Origin of the sequence: Pseudomonas sp. ESBL9 (assembly GCF_036668715.1) — a bacterium.
In the GTDB taxonomy this organism is placed as follows: Bacteria; Pseudomonadota; Gammaproteobacteria; order Pseudomonadales; family Pseudomonadaceae; genus Aquipseudomonas; species Aquipseudomonas lundensis.
In genome coordinates this window covers 145,874-169,484 of sequence record NZ_JAZEVV010000007.1, presented here as the reverse complement: position 1 = coordinate 169,484, position 23,611 = coordinate 145,874, and the positions used below count along the sequence as shown (strand labels likewise).

Genomic DNA, 23,611 nt, shown 5'->3' with positions numbered 1-23,611 from the left:
TGATGCCCACTGCACCGATCAACCTGCGCACTCTGCTGGCGCCCACCTTGCTGGGGCTGGCAATGTTTGCCAGCACTGCCCACGCCGCCGCGCCCTTGCGCCCGCCCCAGGGCTATTACGCCCCGGTCGAAGCGTTCAAAACCGGCGATTTCAAAAACGACTGCGACGCGATGCCCAAGCCGTACACCGACAAGCTGGAATTTCGCAGCAAGTACGAAGGCTCGGACAAAGCACGTTCAACGCTTAACGTGGTCTCGGAAAAAGCATTTCGCGACGCGACCTCCGGCATCACCACCCTTGAGCGCGGCACCAGCAAGCGGGTGATGCAGTTCATGCGTGATGGCCGCCCGGAGCAACTGGAATGCACCCTCGGCTGGTTGACCGCCTGGGCGCAGGCCGATGCGTTGATGAGCAAAGCGTTCAACCACACCGGCAAGTCGATGCGCAAATGGGCCTTGGGCAGCATGGCGTCGTCGTACCTGCGCCTGAAGTTCTCCGAATCGCAACCGCTGGCGCAGCATCCGCAGCAGGCCAAAGAAATCGAAGCCTGGTTCAGCAAAATGGCCGAACAGGTGGTCAGCGATTGGGACAACCTGCCGCTGGCTAAAACCAACAACCATTCGTACTGGGCCGCCTGGTCGGTGATGGCCACGTCCATCGCCACCAATCGCCGCGACCTGTTCGACTGGTCGGTGAAAGAGTTCAAGGTCGGCGCCAACCAGGTCGACGCCCAAGGCTTTTTGCCCAACGAACTCAAGCGCCAGCAACGCGCCCTCGCCTACCACAACTACGCCCTGCCGCCGCTGGCGATGATCGCCAGTTTCGCGCTGGTCAATGGCGTGGACCTGCGCAACGAAAACAACGCGGCGCTCAAACGCTTGGGCGAACGCGTGCTCAGCGGCGTGAGAGACCCGCAGTCGTTTGAAGCCAAAAACGGCAAGGCGCCGGACATGACCGATTTGAAGGTTGACGCCAAATTCGCCTGGCTGGAGCCGTTTTGCACGCTCTACACCTGTGCGCCCGAGGTGATTGAGATGAAGCGCGGGATGCAGCCGTTCAAAACCTTTCGTCTGGGCGGGGACCTGACCAAGGTCTACGACCCGGCGCACGAAAAAGGCTGAAAGCGGCCCTCTCCCTCTGGGAGAGGGTTGGGGTGAGGGTCGATCGAACGACACCCACCCCTGAACGAAACACATGCACCCTCCCCATTTTTTCACGGGGGGGTTTGGGGGGGCTGAGCCCTTTACTGTTGGTCCACACGGAGAGGTCAGGATGGTTTTTTCATCCAATGTGTTCCTGTTTTTATTTTTGCCGGTGTTCCTCGGCCTGTATTACTTGAGCGGGCAACGCTATCGCAACCTGTTGCTGCTGGTCGCCAGCTACGTGTTCTATGCCTGGTGGCGAGTGGACTTTCTGGCCCTGTTCATCGGGGTCACCGTCTGGAACTACTGGATCGGCCTCAAGGTCGGTGCCGCCGGGGTACGCACCAAACCCGCGCAACGCTGGCTGTTGCTGGGTGTGGTCATTGACCTGGGGATTCTGGGCTACTTCAAGTACGCCAATTTCGGCGTCGACAGCATCAACGCGATGATGGGTTCGGTCGGGCTCGACCCGTTTATCCTCACCCACGTGCTGTTGCCGATCGGCATCTCGTTCTACATCTTCGAGTCCATCAGCTACATCATCGACGTGTACCGCGGCGACACCCCGGCCACCCGCAACCTGATCGATTTCGCGGCTTTTGTTGCCATCTTCCCGCACTTGATCGCCGGGCCCGTGCTGCGCTTTCGCGACCTGGCCGACCAGTTCAACAACCGCACCCACACCCTCGACAAGTTCAGCGAGGGCGCCACGCGGTTCATGCAGGGTTTCATCAAAAAAGTCTTTATCGCCGACACGCTGGCGGTGGTGGCCGATCATTGCTTCGCCTTGCAGAACCCGACCACCGGCGATGCCTGGCTCGGCGCGCTGGCCTACACCGCGCAACTGTATTTCGACTTTTCGGGCTACAGCGACATGGCCATCGGCCTGGGCTTGATGATGGGTTTCCGCTTCATGGAGAACTTCAAACAGCCGTACATCAGTCAGTCGATCACCGAGTTCTGGCGTCGCTGGCACATCAGCCTCTCCACCTGGCTGCGTGACTACCTCTACATCACCCTGGGCGGCAACCGCAAAGGCACGCTCATCACCTACCGCAACCTGTTCCTGACCATGTTGCTGGGCGGTCTGTGGCATGGCGCAAACATCACCTACATCGTGTGGGGCGCCTGGCACGGCATGTGGCTGGCGATTGAAAAAGCGCTGGGCATCAACACCACGCCGCGTGCGCTGAACCCGATCCGCTGGGCGCTGACCTTCCTGCTGGTGGTCATGGGTTGGGTGATCTTCCGGGCCGAAAACCTGCACGTGGCCGGTCGCATGTACGGCGCCATGTTCAGCTTCGGGGAATGGTCGCTGTCGGAACTCAACCGCGCCAACCTCACCGGCCTGCAAGTCGCCACGCTGGTGGTGGCTTACCTGACGCTGGCGTTCTTCGGCCTGCGCGACTTGTACAGCACGCCCAACGCCCCGCGCAAAACCGAGGCCGATGGCCCGGCCACCGCGCAACCGGGCTTGATCAAAGCCGTACCGGGCGACGCCCCCGGCAGCCTGCACCTGCCGGGCTACACCGTGGGCACAGAAGCCAGCGTGCAACCGGCGTTCTGGGTGGCCGACTGGCCGCGCTACGCAATGCGCACCCTGATCGTGCTGCTGTTCATCGCCTCGATTCTCAAACTCTCGGCGCAAAGCTTCTCGCCGTTCCTGTACTTCCAGTTCTAAGGGGAGCCGACCATGAATCGAACATTACGCATCGTCTACGTCGCCTTTTTCTGCGCCTTGCTGCTGGGCCTGGGGCTGATTTCATTGCGCAGCTTTATGGGCTTTAACACCACCGACGACGCCACCGTGCTGAACGGTCGCTGGAGCAAAGCCGTCGAGACCCACTATGACGACGAGTTCCCGATCAAGCGGTTGGGCACCAACCTGTGGGCAGCGCTGGATTTCACCCTGTTCAATGAAGGCCGCCCCGGCGTGGTGCTGGGCCGCAACCACTGGTTGTTCAGCGATGAAGAGTTCAAGCCGTGGCCCAACGCCGAGCAAAACGTGGCTGGCAACTACGCGCTGGTCGAAGGCGTGCGCCACACCTTGAAAGCCCACGGGGTGAAGCTGGTAATGGCGGTGGTGCCGTCCAAGGTGCGCCTGTACCCCGAGCACATGGGTGACGAGCGACCTGCCAGCATTCACGCCGATCTGTACCGTGACTTCCATGCGCAACTGGCGGCCAGCCAGATCATTGCCCCCGACTTGCTGGGCCCGCTGCAACAGGCCAAACAAGGCGGCGCGCAAGTCTTCCTGCGCACCGATACGCACTGGACACCCGATGGCGCACAGGTCGCGGCCCAGCAACTGGCCGCTGCGATTGGCAGCCAGTTCCCCCTGAGCGGTGAACCGCAACCGTTTGTGACCGAAGCCGAAAAAACCGAACAGCACAATGGCGACCTTGAGCGCTTCCTGCCCATGGACCCGCTGTTCAGCAACCTGATGCCGCCTTCCGAGCCGTTGGAAAAACGCAGCACCCGCGCGGCCAATGCCGAGGCAGACAGCGAAGACGCGTTGTTCGCTGACAGCGAAGTGCCCGTCACGCTGGTGGGTACCAGCTACAGCGCCAACCCCAACTGGAACTTCGTCGGCGCCCTGAAACAGGCACTGCGCAGCGACGTGATCAACGACTCCAAGGACGGCCACGGTCCGATCCTGCCGATGCTCGCTTACCTCAAAAGCGATGCCTTCAAGAACACACCGCCACAGGTGCTGATTTGGGAGTTCCCCGAGCGTTACCTGCCGGTGGACAACGAGATCGGTGATGCCGACCCGCAGTGGGTCGCGACCTTGAAAGAAGCGGGCGCACGCCAACCGCAACTGGCACAAAACACGCCGAAATCCGAGACGCCCAACCGGGCGCAACACTGAAAGAGAGGTTCGACTGATGACTATTAAAACCATGCCGTTCACACCTGCTCCACGTCGTCTCGCCAAATCATTTGCCTTGATCGCAGGCATGAGCCTGCTGTCGTTACACGCCTGGGCCGGTGGCGATGCCGCCCTCTACGGCCCGACCGCGCCCAAGGGCTCCAGCTTTGTGCGCATGTTCAACGCCAGCAACCAGCCCGTCAGCGCCACCGTTGGCAATACCGCGCTCAACGACGTTGCGGCACAGGGCAGCAGCGATTTCAGCTTTCTGCCACAAGGTGACTACAGCGCCAAAGTCGGCAGCCACAACCTGCCGGTCAAACTGAGCGCCGACCACTACTACACCCTGGTCAATACCGGCAGCGGCCAACCGCAACTGATCGAAGAGCCGCCGTTCAAGAACAAGCAAAAATCCCTGGTCCGCGTACAGAACCTGACGGACAAGGCGCTGACGCTCAAAACCGCTGACGGCAAGACAGACGTGGTCAAGGCCGTGGCTGCCAAGGGCCGTGGCGAACGTGAAATCAATCCGGTGAAAGTCAGCTTCGCGCTGTTTGAGGGCGACAAGAAAGTCAGCGACCTCAAGCCTGTCGCCCTGGAACGCGGTGAAGCCGCGGTGCTGTACGTCACCGGCAACGGCAGCAGCGTGTCGCCGACGTGGGTCAAGCGCCCGGTTTCTACCCGTTAATTCAATTTTTTGCTCTGTGCAGGCGCGAGCGAGCCTCGCGCCATCAGACACAACTATTTCAGTTTTTGGAGAGACAACATGATTCCGGTAATTCTTTCAGGTGGTAGCGGTTCGCGTCTGTGGCCTTTGTCGCGCAAGCAGTTCCCCAAGCAGTTTCTGGCCCTGACCGGCGAGCAGACCCTGTTTCAGCAAACCCTTGAGCGCCTGGTGTTTGAAGGCATGGACGCGCCGATTGTGGTGTGCAACAAGGAGCACCGTTTCATCGTCAACGAACAGTTGGCGGCTCGCCAGCTGGACACCCAACGCATCCTGATGGAGCCATTCGGCCGCAACACGGCGCCCGCTGTTGCCCTGACCGCGATGATGCTGATTAACGAAGGCCGCGACGAGTTGATGCTGGTGCTGCCGGCCGACCACGTGCTGGAAGACCAGAAAGCCCTGCAACGCGCCCTCGCGCTGGCCACCGTCGCTGCCGAACGCGGCGAAATGGTGCTGTTTGGGGTTCCTGCGCTCAAACCTGAGACCGGCTATGGCTACATCAAGTCCACCGCCGACGCCCTGCTGCCCGAAGGCGTGAGCCGTGTTGCCTCCTTTGTTGAAAAACCCGACGCCAAGCGGGCTGCCGAATTCGTCAAAAGTGGCGGCTATTTCTGGAACAGCGGCATGTTCATGTTCCGCGCCAGCCGCTTTCTGGAGGAACTGAAAAAACACGATCCGGACATCTACGACACCTGCCTGCTGACCCTGGAACGCAGCCAGCAAGACGCCGACACCGTGGACATCGACGACGCCACATTCGCCTGCTGCCCGGACAACTCGATTGACTACGCCGTGATGGAAAAAACCCAGCGCGCCTGCGTCGTGCCGTTGACGGCCGGTTGGAGCGATGTGGGCTGCTGGTCGTCGCTGTGGGATGTCAATGAGAAAGACGCCAATGGCAACGTGAGCAAAGGCGACGTGGTGATTCAGGACAGCACCAACTGCATGATCCATGGCAACGGCAAACTGGTATCGGTGATCGGCCTGGACAACATCGTGGTGGTGGAAACCAAAGACGCGATGATGATTGCCCACAAAGACAAGGTTCAGGGTGTCAAACAGATGGTCAACACCCTGAACGAACAGGGTCGCAGCGAAACCCAGAACCACTGCGAAGTTTATCGTCCGTGGGGTTCGTACGACTCGGTGGACATGGGCGGGCGCTTCCAGGTCAAGCACATCTCGGTCAAGCCGGGGGCCTGCCTGTCGTTGCAAATGCACCACCACCGCGCAGAACACTGGATTGTGGTATCGGGCACAGCGGAAGTAACGTGTGACGAAAACGTATTCCTGCTGACCGAAAACCAGTCCACCTACATCCCGATTGCCTCGGTACACCGCCTGCGCAACCCGGGGAAAATCCCGCTGGAAATTATCGAAGTGCAGTCCGGCAGCTATTTGGGTGAAGACGACATCGAGCGGTTTGAAGACGTGTACGGTCGCTCGACGCCCGTTGAACGTGGCGTGTCAGTCAAGACGATTGCGCAGTAAGCCACTCTCCTGCACCCGTCATCTGTAGCCCGTGCCCAGGGCTGCGTTCAGGCACCGCTGTACTGCCTGACGCAGCCTGTGGCAACGGCTTTGTGAAACGGTCATTTACCTGTCTGATTCGCCATTCCCACCTAAGCTTCAGTAGGATGTCCCTCCACTCTCTGCGAGGCGAGCGTCATGCTTATCGGCGTTCTACTGATCATCACCTGGTTGGTCCTGCTGCTGCGCTACCCGTCCAAAGCCTTGCCGGTTTCACTGGCAGCCGTGGCGGGGCTGGCGGTGGTGGCCGCTTCGGTCGCCTGGCTCGATCACCGTGAAGCCCAACAATTGGCCCGCCTGGAACTGCGCATGGTGTATGCGCCCGAGCAGTGCCCGGCCGACCGTCCCCTGAGCCTGACCCTGCGTAATGGCAACGATGTGCCCTTGCTTGAACTGGGCTGGCGCGTGGCGGCTTATGCGCCGGGCGATACGGTCAACCTGGCCGACAACCTCTACACTGCCCCGCGTTACCGTGGGCCGGGTGAACTGCAAGCAGGCGCGGTGTGGCACGATTGCTTGCCCTTGCCGCCGTTGCGTGCCGGTTACCGTGCGCAAACCCTGGAATTTCGGGCTGAACGCCTGCAAGGCAGTTTTTCCAACTGATCTTTTTTAGCCGCTCTCAAGGACGTCTTGATGCCCCTCGTTTTAATCACTGGCTGTTCCAGCGGCATTGGCCGCGCCCTGGCGGATGCCTATAAACACGCCGGTTATGAGGTGTGGGCCACGGCCCGCAAAACGGCCGATGTGACGCAATTAAAGGCCGATGGCTTTGTCGCTGTGCAACTGGATGTCAACGACAGCCTTGATGTCGACCGGCTGAGCAAGCGCATCAAGCAGCACGGCCAAGGCCTGGATGTGTTAATCAACAACGCCGGCTATGGCGCCATGGGCCCCGTGCTCGACGGTGGTGTTGAGGCACTGCAATTGCAATTTGAAACCAATGTGTTCTCGATTGTGGGCATGACCCAATCCCTGCTGGAGCCGTTGCGCAGCAACCGCGGGCTGGTGGTCAATATCGGCAGCGTTTCAGGGGTGCTGGTCACGCCGTTTGCCGGGGCGTACTGCGCGTCGAAAGCGGCCGTGCACGCCTTGAGCGAGGCCATGCGCATGGAACTCGCACCGCTGGGGGTGCGGGTGATGGAAGTGCAGCCCGGCGCCATCGACACCCACTTTGCAAAAAACGCCAGCGCCTGCGCTGAAGTGTTGATCGCCGAGGACTCGCCCTGGTGGCCGATGCGTGAGGGGATTCGCGCCCGCGCCACGGCATCGCAAGACAACCCGACCCCGGTCGCGGCATTGGCGCAGGTGGTTTTCAAGGCCAGCCGCAAGCCCCGGCCACCGGCCTTGTTGCGTTACGGCAACGGCAGCCGCGCCCTGCCGCTGCTGGCCGCATTGATGCCGCGCTGGCTGCTGCAAAACATCCTTATGAAACGTTTCGGTCTGAAACCGCCTCGCGGTTTTTCATAAAGTCGATAAACGCCCGCACCTTGAGGGGTAAGTGGCGGGTGTCGGGGTACAACGCATACACGCCTTGAGGGGTGAACTGCCACTGCGGCAACACGTGCACCAAGCGGCCGCTTCGCAAGTCATCGTCAATCAACCAGTCGGGCAGAATCGCCACGCCCTGCCCGCTCAGTGCAAATGCCCGCAGCACCGAGGCGTGATCGGCCTTGAGGCGCACCTTGTCGGGGTCGGGCGCGTAGGGCCGAACCGCACCCGTGCTGCGTTCCGTCACATTCAATTCCCCCACCCGACCATGCGCCAGCCACGGGGTGTGTTCCAGTGCCCGCACGCTGTCGATGGGCGGCTGAGTCCGCACGAACCCCGGTGACGCCACCGGTAAAATCTCGAAGGTACTCAATTGCACGGCGCGGTGGCTGGAGTCGAGGATGCGGCCCAGGCGCAGGGCCACATCGAAGCGCTCGGAGATCAGGTCAGCGTGGGTCGATGACGTCGACAGGTGCACCGTGAGATCGGGGTGCAACGCGCCAAACACTTCCAGCGCAGGCACCACTTTGGCCAGCGCATACTCCACCGTGGTGGTCACGCGCAGCGTGCCCTTGAGCCCGGTGTGTTCGCCACGGGCTTCGTCGATGGCCAGTTGCGCCGCTTCCAGCATGCTCAAACAGCGCACATAAAAACGTTCGCCCGCTTCTGTCAGCGCCAGCCGCCGCGTGTTGCGGGTGAGCAAGGTGACGCCCAGTTCAGCCTCTAGGTGCTTGATGGTGAAGCTGACCACGGCCCGAGTCTGCCCCAGCAAATCAGCCGCCGCGGTCAGGGAACCAGCTTCCACCACGGCTTTGAAAGTGTCGAAACGATCGAGACTGACCACGCCAAATGCCACCTATTGTCAAAATTATTTTGACAATCTAGCAGCGCATACGCCGTTCCTCCAGCCGTAAAAGACGCCTACTGTGCGGCCTCGGATCAAGGAGGCGGTCATGGCCTATCGCACTAAAATCGCCGCGGTGTACCTGCTGAGCTTTGCGCTGGATCTGGTGAACATGTTTGCCGTGTCGATTGCCTACCCGCAAATCGGTGTGGATCTGCAGGCATCGGTATCGCAACTGGCCTGGATCGGTAATGCCTACATGTTGGGCCTGACCCTGATTATTCTGCCCAGTGTGTGGCTGGCAGCCGTGGTGGGCGAAAAGCGCCTGCTGCTGATTTCACTGGGGGTGTTTACGACGGCGACCTGGGGGGTGGCGCAAGCGACCTCGATTGAAACGCTGATCGGCTGGCGCCTGCTGCAAGGGCTGGGCGGCGGGTTGTTGATCCCGGTGGGGCAAGCCATGGTGTATCGCGAATTTCGCCCCCATGAGCGGGCGCGGCTGACATCGGTCATCCTGCTGGTGGCCCTGATGGTGCCGGCCCTGTCACCGGTACTGGGCGGCTGGGTGGTAGAGGCCACGTCATGGCGCTGGGTGTTTTATGCCAACCTGCCGCTGGCGCTGATTGCACTGATACTGACGCAGTGCTGGGTCCGGCCCGTCACTCAATCGGCACGGCCCGCGCCGGTGCGGCTGGCGACCCTGGCGCACCTGCTCAAAAGCCCGCTGCTGCGCGTCGCGATGCTGACGTACCTGTGCATTCCGGGGATTTTCATTGGCACACAGCTGGTGAGCATTTTGTATGTGCATCAGTTGGGTTACGGCCCGGCACAGACCGGTGCGCTGATGCTGCCCTGGGCGCTGGCGTCCGCACTGGGTATTGCCCTGAGCCGCTACCGGTTCAATCGGTGGGGGCCCAAACCCTTGTTGCTGGCAGGCATGAGCGCGCAGGCACTCGGCATCGCCTTGTTGATCCAGCTGCAGGACGGCCCCCTCTGGTTGCCCATGGCGCTTTACGCGCTGATGGGGTTTGGCGCCAGCCTGTGCAGCAGCACAGCACAGAACACCGCCTTCATTGACGTACCCGCTGAACACATGGCACCCGCCAGCGCGCTCTGGAACCTCAACCGGCAGTTGAGCTTTTTGCTGGGCCCAGCGCTGATGATGGGCCTGTTCAGTGCCTTGAGCAGCATCACCTCGACGTCCCACGCCTTTGCCCTATGCTTTGCCATCGGCGCTGGCATGACGCTGGTGCCGCTCATTCCCGCTTTACGCCTCAATACTCCACGCGTGCTGGCCTTGCTGGCGCCCTGACTCAAGAGAATGTGATGACTGACTACTCGCGCTACTTCGTCCTGGTCCAAGAAACCCACGTCGAGATTGAAGGCTGGTTTTGCGGGCTGGAACCGGGCGTACTGCCCACGTTGCTGGCCCGCTTCTCAGCACAGTTTTCGATGATCACGCCCAGCGGCAATACGCTCAATTTAAGCAGCATGGAAGCCCTGTTTGAACAGTTGCGCGGGGCACGCCCGGGGCTGGTCATCACCCTCAGCGAATTTCAAGGCATCGCCTTGTACGCAGGGGGGGCAGTCATCGGTTACCGCGAAGTGCAGGAAGAACACAACGGCAACCGAACCGATCGGCGGGCCACCGCTGTGTTTGAGCAAGACGCTCACGGCACGTTGCTGTGGCGTCATCTGCATGAGACGTTTGTCGCGGGTTAACCCGCGTCATGGCAACCCGCGTCGCTGGCTACAGGTGGTAGGCACACAGCCCCTTAGTGCTCGGGATGCGTGTCCACGTCATCCTGTTGCACGATCACGGTACAGGTGGTGCCGGCAGCGAGCAGGAACCCCTCGGGGATTTCGTCGAGGTGGATACGCACGGGCACCCGCTGGGCCAGACGCACCCAGTTGAATGTCGGGTTGACATCGGCCACCAGCTCGCGGCTTTCGGGGTTGTCCCGGTCGTAGATGCCGCGCGAAATGCTCTCGACGTGACCTTTGAGCACTTCGCCACTCATCATTTGCAGCTCGGCTTTATCGCCCACGCGGATGTGCGGCAGTTTGGTTTCTTCGAAGAAGCCATACACCCAGAACGAGTCTTTATCGACCACCGCCATTTTCGGGTCACCGACCCGGGCGTAGTCGCCCCGGTGCACATTCAGGTTGGTGACGTAACCATCGACCGTGGCCAGTACTTTGGTGCGTTTGAGGTTCAGCAGCGCGGCATCGAGCTGGGCCAGCGCGTGCTGGTAATCGGCCAGGGCCGAGTCCGCGATGTTGGTGGCGTCGTCACGGTTTTCTTTTGAGATCACCAGGTTGTCCATGTCCGCCCGGCGATGGGCGTTGAGCTTGCGCATCTCCCAGGTGGCCTTGCGCGAAGCCACCAGCGACTGGGCCTGTTTGACGGCAATTTCGTAGTGCTCGGGGTCGATTTCCAGCAACACGTCGCCCTTTTTCACCAACTGGTTGTCCTTGACCGGCACGTTGACCACGTAACCGTTGACGTCCGCCGCGACGTTGATGATGTCGGCGCGCACGCGGCCGTCGCGGGTCCAGGGGGTGTTCATGTAATGCACCCACAGGGTTCGGCCGATCCATATTGCAAGGGCCAAAACCAGCAAGGTGGCAAGCAGGCTGAAGAACTTTTTCATCGGATCGGTCTCAACGGTAAACAGTGAGCGCCATGGCGCCAAAAAGACAAGCAAACAGGCTCAGGCGCAGCAGCGCCGGGTGCCAGAAGAAGCGGTACAGGTCGTAGCCGGAAAACAGTCGGTCAAAGCCCCACGCCAACCCCGCCGCGATAAAAAACATCAGGGTCATGGTGGGCATATAGACGCCGTGGAAGGCGATTTCACGAGGCATGTTCAAGTCCTTGCGGCTGCGCGTAGGCGGCCAGCGGCGATTGCGGATCCAGCAGTGAGGTACGAATGAAGTGCAGGTAGCTTTGCACCCGGACCAACGCCGAGGTGTCGAAGTTGCGGGCAAACGGTTCGTCGGTGGCCTGCACCCGGCTGATGGCGTGGTCCACGGCGATCAGGGCGCGTTCCAGGTTGCTTTCGCCGGGGCTGATAAACAGGCGCACCAAGGCCCGGCCCATGACGCGGATCGCCTGGCGCCAGGGCTGAGATTCGGCGTAGGCCGGGTGAATCGGCAAAATCGCTTGTTCTTTGCGCAATTCGATAATCGCGTGGCCCACTTCCAGCACCACGAACATCCAGCGCAACAAGGTGCGTTGCACCTGCGGCTGACCGGCGGCCAGACCGTAGGCCTGATTCATCAGGTCGCGGGTGCGGCTTTCGAGGCTGGAGCTCAAGCCTTTCAACTTGCCGCTGATGGCGTACACCACTTGCTCGCGCAGGTCTTGCTCCAGACGGCTCCATAACCAGCGGCTGTTAGGCGGCAGGATGATTGCGCCAGCAGCGGCGCAGACCAGCATGCCGATGACCATGGCGATGTAGTCGTTGATGAACTGGTACGGGTTGTAAACGGTCAGGTTGTCGGGCACTGAGCCGGTGCTGAAAAAGATCAACAACCCCAGCCCGACCCCGGCGTAATTGGCACGCGATGTCAGGAATGAGCCGAGCATGATCACCGGGGTCAGCACCAGGCACAGCAACGGGAAACCGTCGATGTGGGGCAGCACGAAGAACATCTCGAAAAAACCCACCACCGCACCGATGAACGTCCCGCAGGCCATTTGAAAAGCCATGCGTTTGGGGTTGGGCGTCGCCGCCGAGAGGCCCACCGTGGCAGCGGCAATCAGGGTCATGGTGGCGCCGCTGGGCCAGGCCGTCATCACCCAGTACGTGCCCAGCACCACCAGAATGAACGAGGCCCGTATGCCCGAGGCCGCCGCCGACCACCAGTTGGTTTGCGAGATGAACGGCTGATCCCAGCGCTCGCGCTCGTGGGTGTGATCGGCCAGCGAAGCGTGGGTCAGTGCGTAGCTGAGCATGTCGTCGACAAACCGGTACAACAGCTCATAAGCGGTGTTGAAGTCCAGAAAGTCCGCAGGGCTGGGGTCGGTTTCCAGAAACTGGACCCGCAGGTTGCGCACGTGCTCCGGCAAACCGGCCTTGAACGCCGCCAGTTGTTCGGCCAGCACGGCGGCGTCCTTGTCGGTCAGCGAACGGCCGCTGTAGGTGTCGAGCAACTGCGCCAGCAGCTCCAGCTCCGGCTCAATGGCGCCCACCACTTGCACCACGCCACGGCTGCGCAGACGGGCCAGCAATTGGTGCAGCGCATTGAAGCGCGTGGTGATGGCCATGAACTCGCTGTTCAGGCGGCTGAGGCGACCGCTGCGGCGGCGCATGTGCGGGTCTTCGAAGACGGTCACGCTGCGCATGCCTTCGAGCCCGACACTTTCGCCAATGAAACGCACGTTGCTGGCTTCGTAGTCTTCCTGGGTCGACTGGCCGCGCAAGCCCTGGGCCACGAATCCGGCGAACACACCGAAGCGCTGGTACAAGGCGTTGTGCATCGCCGTGCCTGCGGTTTTCGGCAAGATCGCGGCACTGATCACGGTGGAGCAGAGGATGCCGAGCGAGATTTCCAGCACCCGCCACACGGCGGCCATGAACGCGCCATCGGGGTGCGCAAGCGCGGGCAAGCCCACCATCGCGGCGGTGTACCCGGCCAGTACAAAGCCATAGGCGCGGAAGTTACGGCAGCGCGCGGCACCGGCCGAGCAAATGCCGACCCAGATCGCCATGGCGCCGAGAAACAAGGCGGTGTTTTGCGCGAACAGCGCGATCAGCGCCACCATCACGGCCGACCCGGTCAGGGTGCCCAAAAAGCGATAAAAGCTTTTGGCGAACACTTGACCGCTCTGCGGTTGCATCACGATGAACACGGTGATCATCGCGGTACGCGGCTGCGGCAACTCCAGGCGCATGGCCAGCCACAGGGTCAGAAACGCCGCGACCAGTACTTTGAAGATATGCACCCAGGTCACGCCATCGCTGCGTGCCCAGTCAAAAAAGCCTCGGCGCCATTCCAGCGAATACAGCCAGCGTACCGGGGCGGGCAAATGGTTCATCTATAGGCTCTCAGCGTTAGCCATCAGGGGTTTGGAAGTCATGAAAGGCGGACGAAGATCAATGGTTGAAAATCGCCATCACCGCTGGCGGTTTGTCCGGGACATAGCGGTCGTCCTTGGGCACGTCGTTGCCCGCCCCCAGGCCGCCACCCAGCGCCGTCACCAGCTCGGCATGGGCACTCAGGCGCGCGGCCTGAACCTGCTGCTGAATCTGCTGCTGTTTGAACAGCAGGGTTTGTGCGTTGAGCACGTTGAGGTAGTCGGTCAGGCCGCGCTGGAAGGCGACCATGGCGATGTCGTAGGTTTTCTGCGCCGCTTCAACCGACTCGGCGGCGAATGCTTGTTGTTTTTCCATCGACTCACGTTTGATCAGTTGATCGGAAATGCCCTTGAGCGCAGTGACCAGGGTCTGGTTGTACTTGGCCACGGCCATGTCATACCCGCCTGAAGCCACCCCCAATTCGGAGCGCAATCGGCCACCATCGAAGATCGGTAACGTGATGGCCGGGCCCACGTTGTAAGTGAGCTTTTTACCGGTCAGGAACTCCAACGCCCCGCCGCCGGTGGCCATGAAACCGATGCTGCCCACCAGATCGACGTTGGGGTAAAAACCGGCATGGGCGACGTCAATGCCGCGTGCTTGAGCGGCGACTTCCCAACGGCTGGCGACCACGTCAGGCCGTTGGCCGAGCAACTCGGCAGGCAAGGCAGACGGCAATTTGAGGGCGGTGCCCAATGCCAGTGTCGGGCGTTTCAATCGGGCGCCCTCGCCCGGACCTTTACCGGCCAATGCGGCCAACTGGTTTCGGGTCAAGGCAATTTCTTCTTCCTGCGCATCGATCTGACGGTGAATCTCCGGCAGCGGGGCTTGCGCCTGACTCACTTCAAAATGCGTGCCGATGCCGCCATCCAGGCGTTTTTGCGCCAGGTCGAGAATTTGCTCCTGCTGGTGCAGGGTCGACTCGATGATGTCGAGCTGGGCGTAATGCAGCGACAACTGGATGTAGGCGCGGATCACGTTGTTCTGCAATTCGAGCTGGGCCTGGCGGGCTTCGGCGGCACTCATGTGCGCCATGTCCACGGCCTGTTCGGTGGCATTGCTTTCGCGGCCCCACAGGTCGAGGGCAAAACTGAAGCCCAGGGCCGCGTTGTTGTCCCAGGTGGTGGCGTTATCCAGGGCGCCCGGCCCATAGAAGGGGTCGGACGGCCAGTTATGACGTTTGAGCGTCGATTCACCATTGATTTGCAGCGACTCGGCAGACTCGGCCACACCCGCCATGGCTTTGGCCTGACGCACACGGGCGGCGGCCATGGCCATGGTGGGGCTGCCCTGCACCGCGAGGCTGATCCAGGCATCCAGTTGGGGGTCGCCATAGGCGTGCCACCACTGGGCCTTGGGCCAGTTTGCGTCTTTAGCGGCGTCTTGAATCGCTTCGTCCGTGGCCAGGGTATTGGCGGACATCATCTGGCTTTTGGGGCCGATGCCACCGAAACCGATACAGCCGTTTAATGCTAACGTTAAAGCCAGAACACTGAGGGCTTTAAGCTCTCTGCTGATGCGACGCGGCACTGCTGCAAATTCCTGCATGAGGGGAGAAGGCTGAGTCGGATAAGTCTATGGCTTGGCACACGCAACGATAAGCTGGCATAACTGTGAATCTTTATTACCGTTATCAGGATAATCCGTTGGTCGAATGCATAAGCCTCGGTAAACACTGAAACTTCATGTCACAATTTGTTGCTGTCTACGTTGTTGTCCCTTTTATTGCCCTCTGAGAGCACCCCATGGACACCTTGCAAAACATGCGCGCGTTCAGTTGCGTGGCTGACGCCGGAAGTTTTACGGCTGCAGCCGCCATGCTGGATACCACTACCGCTAACGTGTCGCGCGCGGTCTCGAACCTTGAGGCCCACCTGCAAACCCGCTTACTGAACCGCACCACCCGACGCATCGCCCTGACCGAAGCCGGTAAACGCTACTTGCTGCGCTGCGAGCAAATCCTGAACTATGTTGAAGAAGCCGAAGCCGAGGCCAGCGACGCCCACTCGCGCCCTGCCGGGCAATTGAAAGTGCACACCATGACCGGCATCGGCCAGCATTTTGTGATCGATGCCATTGCGCGTTATCGCAAGACCCACCCGGACGTGACCTTCGACCTGACCCTGGCCAACCGCGTCCCGGACTTGCTCAACGAAGGCTATGACGTGTCCATCGTGCTGGCCAGCGAGCTGCCGGATTCGGGGTTTGTGTCCCAGCGCCTGGGCATTACCTACAGCATTGTGTGTGCCTCGCCGGGCTACGTGAAAGCCAACGGCACCGCGACTAAACCCAGCGACCTGCTCAACCACGCCTGTCTGCGGCTGGTCAGCCCGGTCATTCCGCTGGATAAATGGGTGTTCGACGGTCCTGATGGCCAGGAAATGGTGCTGATTAATACCTCGCCGTTTTTGGTCAACTCGGCTGACGCGATGAAAACCGCGATCACCAGTGGCATGGGGGTGGGCGTGTTACCGGTGTATGCGGCCATCGACGGCCTGCGCAACGGCACCCTGGTGCGCATGCTGCCCCAATACCGCTCGCAGGAGCTGAACCTGTACGCCATCTACCCGTCGCGCCAGTACCTGGATGCGAAGATCAAAACCTGGGTGGAATACCTGCGCGGCTCGCTGCCGGAAATTTTGACCGCGCATCAGACAGAGTTGGCGACGTACAGCTGACCCGCAGCCAGCCCCTCCTGATCTTCTCCCCCGCGAGGGAGGATCGGGAAGGGCTTGAAACGCTGCAATCTTCGGCCATGAATGTTAGCGTGCTCACATTCCCGCCAGCCGATGAGCCTTGTTCCGATGAGCCTTTCCAGCACAAAGAAAACCGTTCTCGCCTTCAGCCGCGTCACCCCCGAGATGATCGAGCGCCTGCAACAGGACTTCAACGTCATCGCGCCCAACCCCAAGCTGGGCGACATCAATGAACAGTTCAATCAGGCCCTGCCCCACGCCCACGGTTTGATCGGCGTCGGGCGCAAATTGGGCCGCCAGCAGCTGGAAAACGCCACGCAGTTGGAAGTGGTGTCCAGCGTCTCAGTGGGTTACGACAATTACGACGTCGACTACTTCAACGAACGCGGGATCATGCTCACTAACACCCCGGACGTGCTCACCGAAAGCACGGCGGACTTGGCCTTCGCGCTGATCATGAGCAGCGCCCGGCGTGTCGCAGAACTGGACGCCTGGACCAAAGCCGGTCAATGGCAGGCCAGTGTGCCGCCTGCGCTGTTCGGGTGCGATGTGCATGGCAAAACGCTGGGCATCGTCGGCCTGGGCAATATCGGCGCGGCGGTGGCACGCCGGGGCCGTTTGGGGTTCAACATGCCGATCCTCTACAGCGGCAACAGCCGCAAGACCGACCTTGAGCACGAGCTGGGCGCGCAATACCGCAGCCTTGAGCAGTTGCTGGCCGAAGCTGACTTCGTGTGCCTGGTGGTGCCGTTGAGCGAGAACACCCGTCACCTGATCGGTCAGCGTGAGTTGAAGCTGATGAAGCCCAGCGCCATTTTAGTGAATATTTCCCGTGGCCCCGTGGTGGACGAAGCTGCGCTGGTCCAAGCCCTGCAACATGGCACGATTCGCGGGGCCGGGCTGGATGTGTACGAAAAAGAGCCGCTCAGCGACTCGCCCCTGTTTCAGCTCAAGAACGCCGTCACCCTGCCCCATATCGGCTCCGCGACCCATGAAACCCGCGAAGCCATGGCCGAGCGCGCGCTGGCTAACTTGCGCAGCGCGCTGCTCGGCGAGCGGCCGCAGGATCTGGTCAACCCGCAGGTGTTCAAAGGCTGACGCCGGGCAACCTCAAGCCACTTTGGCCTGCAACACCGGCCGGGCGGGATTGCGAAACACCAGCACGTTGCCAAGCATCACCAGCACCAGCCCCATCAAGGCCGGTGCTGTCCACTGATACCCCTCGGCGAAGGCCGACACGTTGAGCGCCACCAATGGGAACAGCACCGTGCAATAGGCGGCGCGTTCCGGGCCCATGCGCCCCACCAGCGTCAAGTACGCGGTAAAGCCGATCACCGATCCGGGGAGCACCAGGTACAGCAACGAGCCGATATAACGGGTGTTCCATTCCATGTCGAACGGGATGCCCCTTATCACGCAGTACAGCGCCAGCAGGCTGGCGCCATACAGCATGCCCCAGGCGTTGGTGGTCAGGGGTTTGAGGCCGGCCTTTTGTTGCAGGCTCGACAGCAAGTTGCCTGCCGAAAAACACATCGTACCCAGCAAGGCCAACCCCAGGCCCAACATCGTCTCAGGGGTTGCGGTGTGTGCACTCACCTCGGGCCAGAACAGAAAGCCCAGTCCGGTCAACCCCAAACCACCGCCCAGCAGCACGTTGCGGGCGATTTTCTGCTTGAAGAAGATCCGCGCGTTCAACGCGTTCCACAGCGTGGCGGTGGAAAACACCACCGCGATCAAACCGGTGGTCACCCATTGGCTGGCGGTTAAAAAACACATGAAGTTCACGCAAAACAGGCACAGCCCCTGAGCCAGGCAAATCAGGTGCCCGCGCCGGTTCATGACCTGCAATGTGCGGCTGAGCAACAACAGCGCAAACAGCACCAGTGCCGCCAGCCCAAAGCGATACACGATGGACACCGCAATCGCCACCACACCCAGTTGCAACTTGAGGGCGATCCAGGTGGTGCCCCAAATCAACACGGTCAACACATATAACGATAGGTTCATGGCGCGCTCCTGAAGGTGGACCCAGTGTGAATCCGCGCCCGTGGGCGCACTTGCAGATTCTTGCGCTTTTGTTGGGCGCAGGGCTGGCAGTGCGCACACGCAGGAGTAGGATGCAAAACGTTGGAGAACTGACCATGCCTGCTTTCGATACCCTGCAAGTGTTTCAATCCATGAGCCGCTCGCCCAATGCTCGCCTTGAGCACAGTGCCGAGCTCGGTGACGGCATGGCCGCAGCCCTTTGGAGCAACCATCACGACGCCCGGGACTACCAAGCCCCGACCCACCACACGTTGTCGTGCTACATCTCGGGCGGCACCGGCACGTTTCGCCGGGAACAACCGGGCACCAAAGGCGCGCCGGGCAAACTCTGCGTATTGCCCGCCGAGCATGCGTCGGCCTGGGTGATTAATGGCGCGATTCGCCTGGCCCACGTGTACGTGAGTCAGGAGCAATTCGCGCTGGGCTGCATTCATTTGCTGGATAAAGAACCGCGCACCCTGCAACTGCGCGAGTTCACGTTCCTGGACGACGCACAGCAGACCCGGCGCTTTCATCAATTGTTGAAACTCAACTGGGCCGAACCGGGCGAGCGCCTGCTCACCAGCAGCCTGGCCAATGAATTGCTCGATCATGCCGTGCTCAGTCAGGTCGGCAAACGCGACGGATTGCCACTGAAAGGCGGGTTGGCGGCGTATCAGCGTCGGCAGTTGGTCGAGACCATCGAGCAGCAACTGGCCGAGCCATTGAGCATCGGCCAACTGGCGGCGCAGTGCGCGTTGTCGCCCTATCACTTCGCCCGGATGTTTCGCGAAAGTTTTGGTCTGGCGCCGCATCAATACGTCTTGGCCAGACGCCTGAACCGGGCGCGGGAGTTGTTGCGCCACAGTTCACTGGCGTTGGGCGAGATCGCACTGGCCTGCGGTTTTGCCAGCGCCAGTCACTTCACCAACCGGTTCAGGCAAACCCTGGGCGCGACGCCGGGCGAATACCGCGCGGCGTTCAGGCCCTGACGGCTCAAAATTCCAGCGTGCTCGCCACCGAGACTTGCCGAGAATCCCCCATGGAGACGAAGGTGCGGCTGGCTGCCGAGGTGTAGTAGGTGCGGTCGAACAGATTTTTGAGGTTGAGTTGCAGTGTGACCTTTTGCCCTTCGACCCGGGTGTCGTAAGTGGCGAAGGCATCGGCCACGGTGTAACCGGGCAGGTCAAAGTCATTGAGCGCATCCCCGGCTCGCTCGCCCACATACCGGGCACCCGCCCCCACGCGCAATTTATCGCCGCCCACGACCGTGCCAAAGTCATACACCGCCGACAACGAGCCACTGTTTTTCGCCACGTTTTGCAGGCGCATGCCCTTGTAGATCGGGTCCTTGGTCACTTGCGCATCGGTGTAGGCATAGCTGCCGATCAGGCTCCACTGCTCGCTGAGCTGGCCACTGACGTCCAGTTCCAACCCGCGCGAGCTGACTTCGCCCGCCGCCGAATACACCGTGTCGTCGCCCACGGTGGTAGACACCAGTACGTTGCGTTTTTTGATGTCATACAGCGCCAGCGTGCCCGTGATGCGCCCCGGCATGTCCAGTTTGGCGCCCACTTCCCAGGACTTGGCCTGTTCGGGGGCTATGGCCGAGTCCAGCACCACGCCACCGGTCAGCGGGGCAATGGTGGAGTTGGGTTTGAACGACTCGGTATAGCTGCCATAAAACGACAGCTCATCGGTGTAGCGGTACACCAGCCCGGCACGCGGAACCCAGGTCTGGCCGTTGGTGTCGGTGTTGGCGGTGAAGGGGCGACCCTTGCCTGCCAGTTGGTCGTATTTCTGGAAGCGCCCGCCCGCGACGAAAATCCATTGATCGGTGAGGTGAATCGAGTCCTGCAGGAACAGCGAGTCGCTGCGCAGCAAATCGGTCTGATTGCTGTCGCTGTCGCTGACGGTAGTGCCCGCCACCTCCTTGCCGTATACCGGGTTGAGGTAGCTGAAAGGGTACTGGCTGTTCTGGCGGATCAGGTCGGCGCGATAAATTTTGCGGTACTCGTCGTCCAGCCCGGCTACCAGATCGTGCTGCATGCCCGCCGCCTGCACCTTGCCTTGCAGGCTGACCGTGGCAAAGCGGTCGGTGGTGATTGCGCCCTGGGTGCCGTCCATTTTGCGCGTCAGCGTACCGGTCTTCGGGTTAACCGCCGTGACCCGCACCTGACTGGCGTCGTAGGTTTCGCGGTTCCAGCTGTAGCCAACATGGGCGCTCCAGTTGTCGTTGAGGGTGTGGTCGACTTCCAGCCGGTACAGGTCCGAGCGCCCTTCCATGTTGTTGAAAGGCTCATCCAGACGGCGGGTGGCGGGGATGTCCAACGGGTGGTTGGTGGCCGGGTTGATGGCCGTTCCACGGTCAAACGGCGACAGGAATTCGCGGTGCTCGTACGCCAGCAACACCTGCGTGGTGTCCCCATACCACGCCAGCGAAGGCGCGATCAGCGTTTCACGGTGAGTGCCGAAATTGCGCCAGTAATCTTCGTCTTCGTGGTCAACGATCATCCGATACGCCAGCCCCGACTCGCCCAGTGCGCCGGTGCTGTCAAAACGGCCGCCGCTGCCGTTTTTGCCCGAACCGTAGGTCGAGCCGCGCACGGTCAGCGCGTTGAACTGCGCCAGTTGCGGCTTTTTGCTCACCACGTTGACCACACCGCCGGGGTCTTGAATGCCATACAGCAACGACGCCGGGCCCTTGAGCACTTCGACCCGCTCAGCCGTGGCATTGAGCGCCCGGCCCTGCACCAGCGGCATGCCGTCGCGCATGATCGAGCCGTCGCGATTGTCGCCAAACCCGCGTTTCATCACCGAGTCCTGAGTGCTGCCCAGCGTGTTGCCCTGGGTGATACCGCTTATGTTGTTCAGCGCGTCATCCAGATTGCGCGGCGCCTGGTCGCGGATCACCTGCGCGGCCACCACGTTGACGGTTTGCGGGATCTCCATGCTGTCGCCCTGCCCGCGCATGACCGAGGTCACGGCTGGCGGCTGGTAACTGGAGTCGTCCATGGCCAGCGACGTGATGCTGGTCGCCCCCAGATTCAAGGCCCCGGCCGTGGGCGCAGGCTCAAGGGCGAAGGTATTGGCGTCGGTGCGACGCGCATTGAAGCCCGACTGGGCGAGCAATTGTTGCAGCGCCTGCTCGGCACTCATGCGGCCGTTGATGGCGGGCGCTTGCAGGCCATAGGGCGCTTCGTCGGTGTACACCACGCTCAGGCCGGTCACGCGGCTGAAGTCATTCAAGGCTTGCGGCAAGGGTTCTGCGGGCAGGTTGAACGCAAATTGCGTCGCGCTGTGCTGCACCGGGGTGTCAGCCGCGTTGGCCACACTCAATGGGGTTAAGGCCAGACCGACCATCAACAGCGCCGAAGCGCCCAACCCCTGTGTAATCGAACCGCGATGCGCTGACCTTGCCTGGGACTTCATGCTCATGACCTGTGTACCGACCTGTTACGTAATGCGAATTTTTCGCATTTTCAAGCACTACACGGATGGGCGCGGGGTTTACCTCACCCCCGGACAGAAAAATAATTGCGCCGTTTTCTCCTCCCCCTGGCCCTCTGACGGGGAGAGGGCCAAGGGGAGGGCCGTGTCATCGCAACACGATCAATCGACCGAACACGGTGTGCTGTTCAAACCCCAGCACACCTTGCAGCGAATTGAGCACGGCCTGGGGGTCATGGCTGGGGAAGCTGCCGCTGATACGTCGCTGCCCCAACTCGGTATTCAACAGTACGATCTGGCCCGGGAAGTAGCGCTTGAGATCGGCCACCACGTCCACCAGCGGGGTTTTCGAATAGGTCAGCCAGCCTGATCGCCAGCCCAGCCGAGCATTGCTGTCGACCCCTTGCACAGCACCCGACACCCCGCCGTCATACGCCACTTGCTGATCGGCGCTGAGAATCTGCTGCGGCGCGTGCGGATCGGCCTTCACGCCGACGCGCCCGGACAGCACCGTCACTTGCGCGCCTTGAGGGTGTCTGCGCACTTCAAATTCGGTGCCCAGCACTCGCGCTTCGCCGTTCTGGGCGTCCACGACAAAAGGCTCGCCCGTGTGGCTGACCTGAAAAAACGCCACGCCACGTCGCAATTGCACATGCCGCTCGCCGCCGCTGAAGTTCACCGCAATGGCACTGTCGGCATCCAGCGTGACCCGGGATTGGTCCGCCAGTGTCAGGGTCCGAACCTGACCTGGCGCACTGACATAATCGGCGCCCAGGTCGTCGATCCAGCGCGCCGGTTGCCACCCGGCGAACACCCCGAGCATCAGCAGCAGGCACGCCGCGACGGCCATGCCACTGGACCATTGCCAAACGCGGTTGCGTTTCGAGACGTTCATGGCCGACAGGTAGCGCTGCATAACCAGCGCCTCTTCTTCGGCCAACCGGCTGCCCGCCACTTCGCTCAACTCCCACACCACCTGGGCGTGTGCGTAGGCCTCGGCATGGGCGGGGTCGGCGTGCAGCCAGCGGCTGAAGGTGGCCTGATCGCCGCTGTCGGGCTGGTCGTGCAATACGCTCAACCATGCCAGCGCGGTGCGCTCTTGCTCGGGCGTTACCTCAATCGTCGAACGGTTCATCACGGTGCTTTCCCGGTCGGCGGCTCACGCAAGCTGGCCTTGCAGGCCTCAAGGGCGCGCATCATATGTTTTTCCACGGCGCTTTGGGACACGCCCATGACCTTGGCGATCTCGGCATAGGTGCGGCCATGAATGCGGTTGAGCAAAAAGATATGCCGCGTGCGTTCCGGCAAACCGCGCAAGGCAGCCTCGACTTGACGCAAATCATTGCCCGCCTCCAACGCAGCCTGCGGCTCGCAGCCGTGGGTGTCAGCGTCTTGCTGCCAGTGCTGATTGATCCGCCCGCGCGAGCCTTCGCTGCGCAAATGGTCAATGGCGATATTGCCCGCGCAACGCAATAAATAGGTGCCCAATTCTTCGACCTGCACCAGCGGACGACGCCAAAACCGCACGAACAAATCCTGCACCAGATCCGCCGCCGTGGCCCGACAGCCCACGCGACGACTGACCAAGGCTTCCATTTGCGGGCGCTGGGAGAGAAACACCTGAAGGAAATGCGCACGTCCATGGCGCGATTCGCTGTCAGGGCCTTCCTGATGTTGGGGAGGATTCATGGGCGTCGAAGGTGGGCTAAAGAAAAGCGATACTAATGATAAATATTCTCATATGCAAAAGCAGATG

21 protein-coding genes are annotated in these 23,611 nt (G+C 61.3%); 12 read left to right on the top strand and 9 right to left on the bottom strand.

The window, feature by feature from the left end; translation table 11 throughout:
* Positions 1-2 precede the first annotated feature (2 nt).
* The 7 genes from V6F78_RS19255 (at position 3) to V6F78_RS19225 (ending at position 7,738) form a co-directional block, all read left to right on the top strand.
* On the top strand, positions 3-1,121 hold the full coding sequence (locus V6F78_RS19255; RefSeq protein WP_047292366.1) for a mannuronate-specific alginate lyase: 1,119 nt from the start codon (positions 3-5) through the stop codon (positions 1,119-1,121).
* 151 nt (positions 1,122-1,272) lie between these two features.
* The gene (locus V6F78_RS19250; protein ID WP_047275500.1) at positions 1,273-2,823 is read left to right on the top strand and encodes an MBOAT family O-acyltransferase; all 1,551 of its coding nucleotides are present in this window, start codon (positions 1,273-1,275) and stop codon (positions 2,821-2,823) included.
* 12 nt (positions 2,824-2,835) lie between these two features.
* Positions 2,836-4,014: an alginate O-acetyltransferase gene (locus V6F78_RS19245; protein ID WP_332728013.1), complete on the top strand. Its 1,179-nt coding sequence runs from the start codon at positions 2,836-2,838 to the stop codon at positions 4,012-4,014.
* A gap of 31 nt (positions 4,015-4,045) precedes the next feature.
* Complete coding sequence (locus V6F78_RS19240) at positions 4,046-4,702, top strand: alginate O-acetyltransferase AlgF (protein ID WP_047273463.1); 657 nt, start codon at positions 4,046-4,048, stop codon at positions 4,700-4,702.
* A 78-nt stretch (positions 4,703-4,780) separates the two neighbouring features.
* On the top strand, positions 4,781-6,232 hold the full coding sequence (locus V6F78_RS19235) for a mannose-1-phosphate guanylyltransferase/mannose-6-phosphate isomerase (RefSeq protein ID WP_047273432.1): 1,452 nt from the start codon (positions 4,781-4,783) through the stop codon (positions 6,230-6,232).
* Positions 6,233-6,409: 177 nt separating this feature from the next.
* The gene (locus V6F78_RS19230; RefSeq protein WP_047273431.1) at positions 6,410-6,874 is read left to right on the top strand and encodes a hypothetical protein; all 465 of its coding nucleotides are present in this window, start codon (positions 6,410-6,412) and stop codon (positions 6,872-6,874) included.
* Positions 6,875-6,904: 30 nt separating this feature from the next.
* Positions 6,905-7,738, top strand: a complete 834-nt coding sequence (locus tag V6F78_RS19225; RefSeq protein ID WP_332728012.1) for an SDR family oxidoreductase — start codon at positions 6,905-6,907, stop codon at positions 7,736-7,738.
* On the opposite strand, the gene V6F78_RS19220 is transcribed toward V6F78_RS19225, so the two are convergent.
* Positions 7,695-8,603, bottom strand: coding sequence for a LysR family transcriptional regulator (locus V6F78_RS19220; RefSeq protein ID WP_332728011.1), 909 nt, complete (start codon positions 8,601-8,603; stop codon positions 7,695-7,697). The two genes, V6F78_RS19225 and V6F78_RS19220, sit on opposite strands and share 44 nt — an antisense overlap.
* 109 nt (positions 8,604-8,712) lie before the next feature.
* Here V6F78_RS19220 and V6F78_RS19215 point away from each other — a divergent pair, with 109 nt between their 5' ends.
* Together V6F78_RS19215 and V6F78_RS19210 are read left to right on the top strand one after the other, a co-directional pair.
* On the top strand, positions 8,713-9,915 hold the full coding sequence (locus tag V6F78_RS19215; RefSeq protein WP_047292358.1) for an MFS transporter: 1,203 nt from the start codon (positions 8,713-8,715) through the stop codon (positions 9,913-9,915).
* A gap of 14 nt (positions 9,916-9,929) precedes the next feature.
* Positions 9,930-10,325, top strand: coding sequence for a DUF4440 domain-containing protein (locus V6F78_RS19210; RefSeq protein ID WP_094990524.1), 396 nt, complete (start codon positions 9,930-9,932; stop codon positions 10,323-10,325).
* Positions 10,326-10,378: 53 nt separating this feature from the next.
* On the opposite strand, the gene V6F78_RS19205 is transcribed toward V6F78_RS19210, so the two are convergent.
* The 4 genes from V6F78_RS19205 to V6F78_RS19190 are packed head-to-tail and all read right to left on the bottom strand — an operon-like array spanning position 10,379 to position 15,214.
* Positions 10,379-11,257, bottom strand: coding sequence for an efflux RND transporter periplasmic adaptor subunit (locus V6F78_RS19205; RefSeq protein ID WP_047292354.1), 879 nt, complete (start codon positions 11,255-11,257; stop codon positions 10,379-10,381).
* Positions 11,258-11,267: 10 nt separating this feature from the next.
* Positions 11,268-11,468 (bottom strand): DUF1656 domain-containing protein, encoded by a 201-nt coding sequence (locus V6F78_RS19200; RefSeq protein WP_016781859.1) that lies wholly within the window; start codon positions 11,466-11,468, stop codon positions 11,268-11,270.
* Positions 11,458-13,644: an FUSC family protein gene (locus V6F78_RS19195; RefSeq protein ID WP_047292352.1), complete on the bottom strand. Its 2,187-nt coding sequence runs from the start codon at positions 13,642-13,644 to the stop codon at positions 11,458-11,460. Before V6F78_RS19195 ends, V6F78_RS19200 begins: the two co-directional genes overlap by 11 nt.
* Positions 13,645-13,702: 58 nt before the next feature.
* Complete coding sequence (locus V6F78_RS19190) at positions 13,703-15,214, bottom strand: efflux transporter outer membrane subunit (RefSeq protein ID WP_193076978.1); 1,512 nt, start codon at positions 15,212-15,214, stop codon at positions 13,703-13,705.
* Positions 15,215-15,429: 215 nt separating this feature from the next.
* Between V6F78_RS19190 and V6F78_RS19185 the strand changes: the two genes are divergently transcribed.
* Together V6F78_RS19185 and V6F78_RS19180 are read left to right on the top strand one after the other, a co-directional pair.
* A complete protein-coding gene (locus V6F78_RS19185) occupies positions 15,430-16,362 on the top strand; it encodes a LysR family transcriptional regulator (protein ID WP_047292348.1) in 933 nt (310 codons plus the stop codon).
* 126 nt (positions 16,363-16,488) lie between these two features.
* Positions 16,489-17,478, top strand: coding sequence for a 2-hydroxyacid dehydrogenase (locus V6F78_RS19180; protein WP_070415063.1), 990 nt, complete (start codon positions 16,489-16,491; stop codon positions 17,476-17,478).
* A 12-nt stretch (positions 17,479-17,490) separates the two neighbouring features.
* Here the strand turns inward: V6F78_RS19180 and V6F78_RS19175 are convergent, their stop codons facing one another.
* The gene (locus tag V6F78_RS19175) at positions 17,491-18,387 is read right to left on the bottom strand and encodes a DMT family transporter (protein WP_332728010.1); all 897 of its coding nucleotides are present in this window, start codon (positions 18,385-18,387) and stop codon (positions 17,491-17,493) included.
* A gap of 134 nt (positions 18,388-18,521) precedes the next feature.
* On the opposite strand from V6F78_RS19175, the gene V6F78_RS19170 reads away from it, so the two are divergent.
* Entirely contained in the window at positions 18,522-19,397 is an 876-nt protein-coding gene (locus V6F78_RS19170) for a helix-turn-helix domain-containing protein (protein WP_047292395.1), read from the top strand.
* Between the two features lie 4 nt (positions 19,398-19,401).
* Here the strand turns inward: V6F78_RS19170 and V6F78_RS19165 are convergent, their stop codons facing one another.
* The 3 genes from V6F78_RS19165 to V6F78_RS19155 form a co-directional block, all read right to left on the bottom strand.
* Positions 19,402-21,837 carry a TonB-dependent siderophore receptor gene (locus V6F78_RS19165; protein ID WP_332728017.1) on the bottom strand — a complete coding sequence of 812 codons (2,436 nt, stop codon included), beginning with the start codon at positions 21,835-21,837 and terminating at the stop codon, positions 19,402-19,404.
* Positions 21,838-22,003: 166 nt separating this feature from the next.
* Complete coding sequence (locus V6F78_RS19160) at positions 22,004-22,990, bottom strand: FecR family protein (RefSeq protein WP_332728009.1); 987 nt, start codon at positions 22,988-22,990, stop codon at positions 22,004-22,006.
* Positions 22,990-23,544: an RNA polymerase sigma factor gene (locus V6F78_RS19155; protein ID WP_080960300.1), complete on the bottom strand. Its 555-nt coding sequence runs from the start codon at positions 23,542-23,544 to the stop codon at positions 22,990-22,992. Before V6F78_RS19155 ends, V6F78_RS19160 begins: the two co-directional genes overlap by 1 nt.
* Positions 23,545-23,611: the final 67 nt, after the last annotated feature.